This is a genomic window from Bradyrhizobium sp., assembly GCF_016462955.1.
Taxonomy (GTDB): domain Bacteria; phylum Pseudomonadota; class Alphaproteobacteria; order Rhizobiales; family Xanthobacteraceae; genus Bradyrhizobium.
Genome location: NZ_JAEMSD010000451.1, coordinates 1 through 5,619 on the forward strand (window position 1 = coordinate 1; position 5,619 = coordinate 5,619).

General features: G+C 65.1%; 6 protein-coding genes. All 6 read left to right on the forward strand.

The window, feature by feature from the left end; translation table 11 throughout:
• On the forward strand, positions 1-1,666 hold a 1,666-nt coding region (locus tag JHD07_RS31345), incomplete at its 5' end, for a RelA/SpoT AH/RIS domain-containing protein (RefSeq protein ID WP_291629190.1).
• Between the two features lie 45 nt (positions 1,667-1,711).
• Entirely contained in the window at positions 1,712-2,464 is a 753-nt protein-coding gene (locus tag JHD07_RS31350; protein ID WP_291629192.1) for a pyridoxine 5'-phosphate synthase, read from the forward strand.
• On the forward strand, positions 2,461-2,880 hold the full coding sequence (gene acpS, locus JHD07_RS31355; RefSeq protein WP_291629194.1) for a holo-ACP synthase: 420 nt from the start codon (positions 2,461-2,463) through the stop codon (positions 2,878-2,880). Before JHD07_RS31350 ends, acpS begins: the two co-directional genes overlap by 4 nt.
• 249 nt (positions 2,881-3,129) lie before the next feature.
• Positions 3,130-3,894: a signal peptidase I gene (gene lepB / locus JHD07_RS31360; RefSeq protein WP_291629196.1), complete on the forward strand. Its 765-nt coding sequence runs from the start codon at positions 3,130-3,132 to the stop codon at positions 3,892-3,894.
• Entirely contained in the window at positions 3,891-4,712 is an 822-nt protein-coding gene (gene rnc / locus JHD07_RS31365; RefSeq protein ID WP_291629198.1) for a ribonuclease III, read from the forward strand. The genes lepB and rnc overlap by 4 nt, the downstream gene beginning before the upstream one ends.
• Positions 4,702-5,619, forward strand: a 918-nt coding sequence (gene era / locus JHD07_RS31370; RefSeq protein ID WP_291629200.1) for a GTPase Era, incomplete at its 3' end; no start/stop codon positions are given. The genes rnc and era, both read left to right, overlap by 11 nt.

A 5,619-nucleotide genomic window follows, 5' to 3' on the forward strand; every position in this document is an offset into this window, starting at 1 on the left:
CATGGGCATGCAGGAAATGCGCGAGGAGCTGGAGGATCTGTCCTTCCGCACCCTCGATCCCGAAGCCTATTCGGTCGTGATGCAGCGGCTCGACGCACTGGCCGAGCGCAACCGCAATCTGATCGGCGAGATCGAGGACCAGCTCTCCAACAATCTGCGCCACCGGGGCCTGGGGGCGCGGGTCTATGGCCGCCGCAAGAAGCCGTTCTCGATCTGGACCAAGATGGAGCGAAAGTCGGTCGGCTTCGAGCAATTGTCCGACATCTTCGGCTTCCGCCTCGTCGTCAACGACATCGAGGCCTGTTATCGCGCCCTCGGGATCGTCCACACCACCTGGCCGGTCGTGCCGGGGCGCTTCAAGGACTACATCTCGACGCCGAAGCAGAACGACTATCGCTCGATCCACACCACCGTGATCGGCCCCGGCAACCAGCGCGTCGAGCTCCAGATCCGCACCGAGGCGATGGACCAGATCGCCGAACGCGGCATCGCCGCGCACGTCTTCTACAAGGAGGGCGTGGGTTCGCCGACCGAATTCCTCAAGCGCGAATCCAATGCGTTCGCCTGGCTGCGCCACACCATCGGCATCCTGTCCGAGAGCGCCAATCCCGAGGAATTCCTCGAGCACACCAAGCTCGAGCTATTCCACGACCAGGTGTTCTGCTTCACCCCGAAGGGCAAACTGATCGCTCTGCCGCGCCACGCCAACGTGATCGATTTCGCCTATGCGGTGCACACCGACGTCGGCAACAGCGCGGTCGGCTGCAAGATCAACGGCAAGTTCGCGCCGCTGTCCTCGGAGCTCCAGAACGGCGACGAGGTCGAGGTGCTGACCTCGGAGGCGCAGTCCGCGCCGCCGTCGGCCTGGGAAACGCTCGCCGTCACGGGCAAGGCGCGCGCCGCGATCCGCCGCGCCACCCGCACCGCGGTGCGCGATCAATATGTCGGCCTCGGCCGGCGCATCGTCGAGCGCCTGTTCGAGCGGGCCAAGATCGAATACGCCGACGACAAGCTCAAGGGCGCGCTGCCGCGGCTTGCACGCACCTCGATCGAGGACGTCATGGCGGCGGTGGGGCGCGGCGAGATCAAGGCCTCCCACGTCGCGCGTGCGATGTACCCGGACTACAAGGAGGAGCGGATCGCGCGCTACGGTGTCAAGAAGGGGCTGGCGGCCAAGCTCAAGGAGAAGTCGTCGGAACCGCCGCGCAGCCCTGTTGCGATCCCCATACGCGGCATCAATTCCGACCTTCCCGTGAAGTTCGCGCCGAACGGCGGCGCCGTGCCCGGGGATCGCATCGTCGGCATCGTCACGCCGGGCGAGGGCATCACGATCTATCCGATCCAGTCGCCCGCGTTGAAGGATTTCGAGGAGGAGCCGGAGCGCTGGCTCGACGTCCGCTGGGACATCGAGGACTCCGCGCCGCAGCGCTTCCCGGCCCGCATCAAGGTGGAGAACGTCAACGAGCCCGGCGCGCTGGCGCAGATCGCGACCGTGATCGCCGAGCACGATGGCAACATCGACAACATCAGCATGCAACGCCGCTCGCCCGATTTCACGGAGACGACGATCGATCTCGAAGTCTACGATCTGAAGCACCTCAGCGCGATCCTGGCCCAGTTGCGCGCAAAGGCAGTCGTCGCCAAAGTCGAACGTGTTAATGGATAAACGCATTGCGTCTGCGTCTATCGCCCTGATTTCGTGAGCCCTGAAATGCCCACTTCGAAGCTTCGCCTCGGCGTCAACATCGATCACGTCGCAACCGTGCGGAATGCGCGCGGCGGCCGCCATCCCGATCCGGTGCGCGCCGCGCTGCTGGCGATCGAGGCGGGTGCCGACGGCATCACCGCCCATTTGCGCGAGGATCGCCGGCACATCCGCGACGAGGACATGGCGCGGCTGAAGGCCGAGATCTCCAAGCCGCTCAATTTCGAGATGGCGGCGACCGACGACATGATGCGCATCTCGCTTGCCACCAAGCCGCACGCCGTGTGCCTGGTGCCCGAGCGTCGGCAGGAAGTGACCACCGAGGGGGGACTGGACGTGGTCGGCCAGCACAATGCGCTGGCGCCCTATATCGGTCGGCTGAGCGAGGCCGGTATTCGGGTCTCGCTGTTCATCGCCGCCGATCCCGCCCAGATCGAGATGGCGGCGCGGCTGCGCGCGCCCGTGATCGAGATCCACACCGGCGCCTGGTGCGACGCCGTCACCGACGGCCACACCGAGAAGGCCGAGGCCGAATGGCGGCGGATCGTGGCAGGGGTGAAGCTGGCCAAAGCCGCCGGCCTGGAGGTCCATGCCGGGCACGGGCTCGACTATGCGACCGCGGAGGCGATCGCCGCGCTTCCCGAGATCATGGAGCTCAACATCGGCTACTACATGATCGGCGAAGCGTTGTTCGTGGGGCTGGCGGAGACGGTCCGCCAAATGCGCGCCGCCATGGACCGCGGCCGGAGCCGGGCATGATCATCGGCATCGGCTCCGACCTGATCGACATCACCCGCGTCGCCAAGGTGATCGAGCGACACGGCGAGCGCTTCCTCGATCGCATCTTCACCGCGGCCGAGCGGGCCAAGGCGGAGCGGCGGGCGAAGAACGAGAAGATGGTGGTGGCGACCTACGCCAAGCGCTTCGCCGCCAAGGAGGCCTGCTCCAAGGCGCTCGGCACCGGCATCCGGCGCGGAGTCTGGTGGCGCGACATGGGGGTGGTCAACCTGCCGGGCGGGCGGCCGACCATGCAACTGACCGGCGGCGCCCTGGCCCGGCTTCAGGCCCTGACGCCGGAGGGGTTCGAGGCCCGGATCGACCTGTCGATCACGGACGACTGGCCGCTGGCGCAGGCCTTCGTCATCATTTCCGCCGTGCCGCGGCCCAAGGACTGATCTTTGCTGCAATTGTCTTGTGATTATTTCATGAAATCAATGTGTTACGAAGTTTCCATGAGATCGTTGATTGCGTGACCTCCGACAACCGTCTAAAAGTCCGCTGACGCAAATCAGCATGGGTGAATTCGGCTTTACGCCGGAATTGGCCCTCACTATCAGAATCAGGACAATCTCCTTGGGCCGCGACCGGTAGGTCGTTCGCGGGAGGAGGGCGCTCTGTGACCGCCGGCCGGAATTGAGAGAGCAATGAGCGTGACTTCGGGAACGAAAACTGAGAGCGGCGTCGGCGAAACGATCCGGGTCGTGATCCACGCACTCCTGATTGCGCTCGTGATCCGCACCTTCCTGTTCCAGCCCTTCAACATCCCCTCGGGCTCGATGAAGGCGACGCTGCTGGTCGGCGACTATCTGTTCGTGTCGAAATTCTCCTACGGCTACAGCCACTATTCGATCCCGTTCTCGCCGCCGCTGTTCTCCGGGCGGATCTGGGGCTCCGACCCGCAACGCGGCGACATCGTGGTGTTTCGCCTGCCGAAGGACGATTCCACCGACTACATCAAGCGCGTGATCGGCCTTCCCGGCGACCGCATCCAGATGCGGGACGGGCTGCTCTACATCAACGACACGCCGGTCGAGCGGCAGCGGATGAGCGAATATGTCGGCGAGGAGCCCTGCGGCTCGGAAGGCGGCGGCATCTCCCGGGTGAAGCGCTGGAAGGAAACGCTGCCGAACGGCGTGTCCTACGAGACGCTCGACTGTGCCGACAACGGCTACGTCGACAACACCAACGTCTATAACGTGCCGCCGGGCCACTTCTTCATGATGGGTGACAACCGCGACAACTCCACCGACAGCCGCTTCCTGGGCCAGGTCGGTTATGTGCCGCAGGAGAATCTGATCGGCCGCGCCCAGATGATCTTCTTCTCCATCGCCGAAGGCGAGCATGCCTGGATGTTCTGGCGCTGGCCCTGGGCGGTGCGCTGGAATCGTTTCTTCAAAATCGTCCGATGAAAGACGAAGCCAAGGACATCGCGATCCAACCGGCCGAAGCGCAAGCCGCTCCCGAGAGCGAAGCTGCACCGAGGACGCCTGCCAAGAAGAAGCGGGCGCGGAGCAGCAAGGCCAAGGGCACGGACGCCAACGCGGCGCTCGAGGCGCGCATCGGCTACAGCTTCACCGACCCGAACATGCTGTTGCAGGCAATCACGCATGTCTCGGCGCTGAAGTCGGGGCGCAAGCGCGGCGACAGCTATCAACGGCTCGAATTCCTCGGCGACCACGTGCTCGGGCTCGTCGTCTCGGACATGCTCTATCACGCCTTCCCGAACGCCGACGAGGGCGAGCTGTCCAAGCGCCTTGCCGAGCTCGTGCGCAAGGAAAGCTGCGCCGACGTCGCCAAGTCGCTCGGCCTGCTCGACGACATCAAGCTCGGCTCGGTCGGCTCCAGTGCCGATGCGCGCTTGCGCAAATCCATCCTCGGCGACATCTGCGAGGCCGTGATCGGCGCCGTCTACCTCGACGGCGGCCACGCCGCGGCGGCCGAATTCGTCAGGCGCAACTGGACCGAGCGCATGCACAAGCCGCGCCGTCCCTTGCGCGACCCCAAGACCGTGCTTCAGGAATGGGCGCAGGGAAAGGGGCTGCCGACGCCGGTCTACCGCGAGGTCGAGCGCACCGGTCCGCATCACGACCCGCAGTTTCGCGTCGCCGTCGACCTGCCGGGCCTGGAGCCGGCCGAAGGCGTCGGCGGCAGCAAGCGCGCGGCCGAGAAGGTGGCGGCGTCGGTGATGATCGAACGCGAAGGCGTTGGCGGCGGCAATGATGGCTGAAGCAAGCGGCGAGGCGCCCACTGGTACACGCTGCGGTTTCGTTGCGCTGATCGGCGCGCCGAATGTCGGCAAGTCCACGCTGGTCAACGCGCTGGTCGGGGCCAAGGTTACGATCGTCTCGCGCAAGGTGCAGACCACGCGCGCATTGATCCGCGGCATCGTCATCGAGAACAACACGCAAATCATTCTGGTCGACACGCCCGGCATCTTCCTGCCCAAGCGCCGGCTCGACCGCGCCATGGTCTCGACGGCCTGGAGCGGGGCGCACGATGCCGATCTCGTCTGCGTGCTGCTCGACGCCAAGACCGGGATCGACGAAGAGGCCGAGGCGATCCTCGCCAAGGCGGCCAGCGTCAATCACGACAAGATCCTGGTCATCAACAAGGTCGACCTGGTCCAGCGCGAGAAGCTCTTGGCGCTGGCCCAGGCCGCCAACGAACGCATGAAATTCGTCCGGACCTTCATGATCTCGGCGATCTCGGGTGACGGCGTCGACGACATCCGCAAAACGCTCGCCGAGATGGTGCCGCCGGGCCCGTTCCTCTATCCAGAGGACCAGATGTCGGACGCGCCGATGCGACAACTGGCGGCCGAGATCACGCGCGAGAAGATCTATCGAAAGCTGCATCAGGAATTGCCCTACCAGTCCACGGTCGAAACCGACAAGTGGGAGGAGCGCAAGGACAAGTCGGTGCGCATCGAGCAGACCATCTTCGTGGAGCGCGAAAGCCAGCGCAAGATCGTGCTCGGCAAGGGCGGCGCCACCATCAAGTCGATCGGCGCGGATTCGCGCAAGGAGCTGATGCAGATCCTGGATGTGCCGGTGCATCTGTTCCTGTTCGTCAAGGTGCGTGAGAACTGGGGCGACGATCCCGACCGCTATCGCGAGATGGGCCTGGAATTCCCC

What these genes read in the sequence shown, in the direction of transcription:
- JHD07_RS31350 (WP_291629192.1), top strand. Translation starts at nt 1,712, where the DNA reads ATGCCCACTTCGAAGCTTCGCCTCGGCGTCAACATCGATCACGTCGCA.
- acpS (WP_291629194.1), top strand. Translation starts at nt 2,461, where the DNA reads ATGATCATCGGCATCGGCTCCGACCTGATCGACATCACCCGCGTCGCC.
- lepB (WP_291629196.1), top strand. Translation starts at nt 3,130, where the DNA reads ATGAGCGTGACTTCGGGAACGAAAACTGAGAGCGGCGTCGGCGAAACG.
- rnc (WP_291629198.1), top strand. Translation starts at nt 3,891, where the DNA reads ATGAAAGACGAAGCCAAGGACATCGCGATCCAACCGGCCGAAGCGCAA.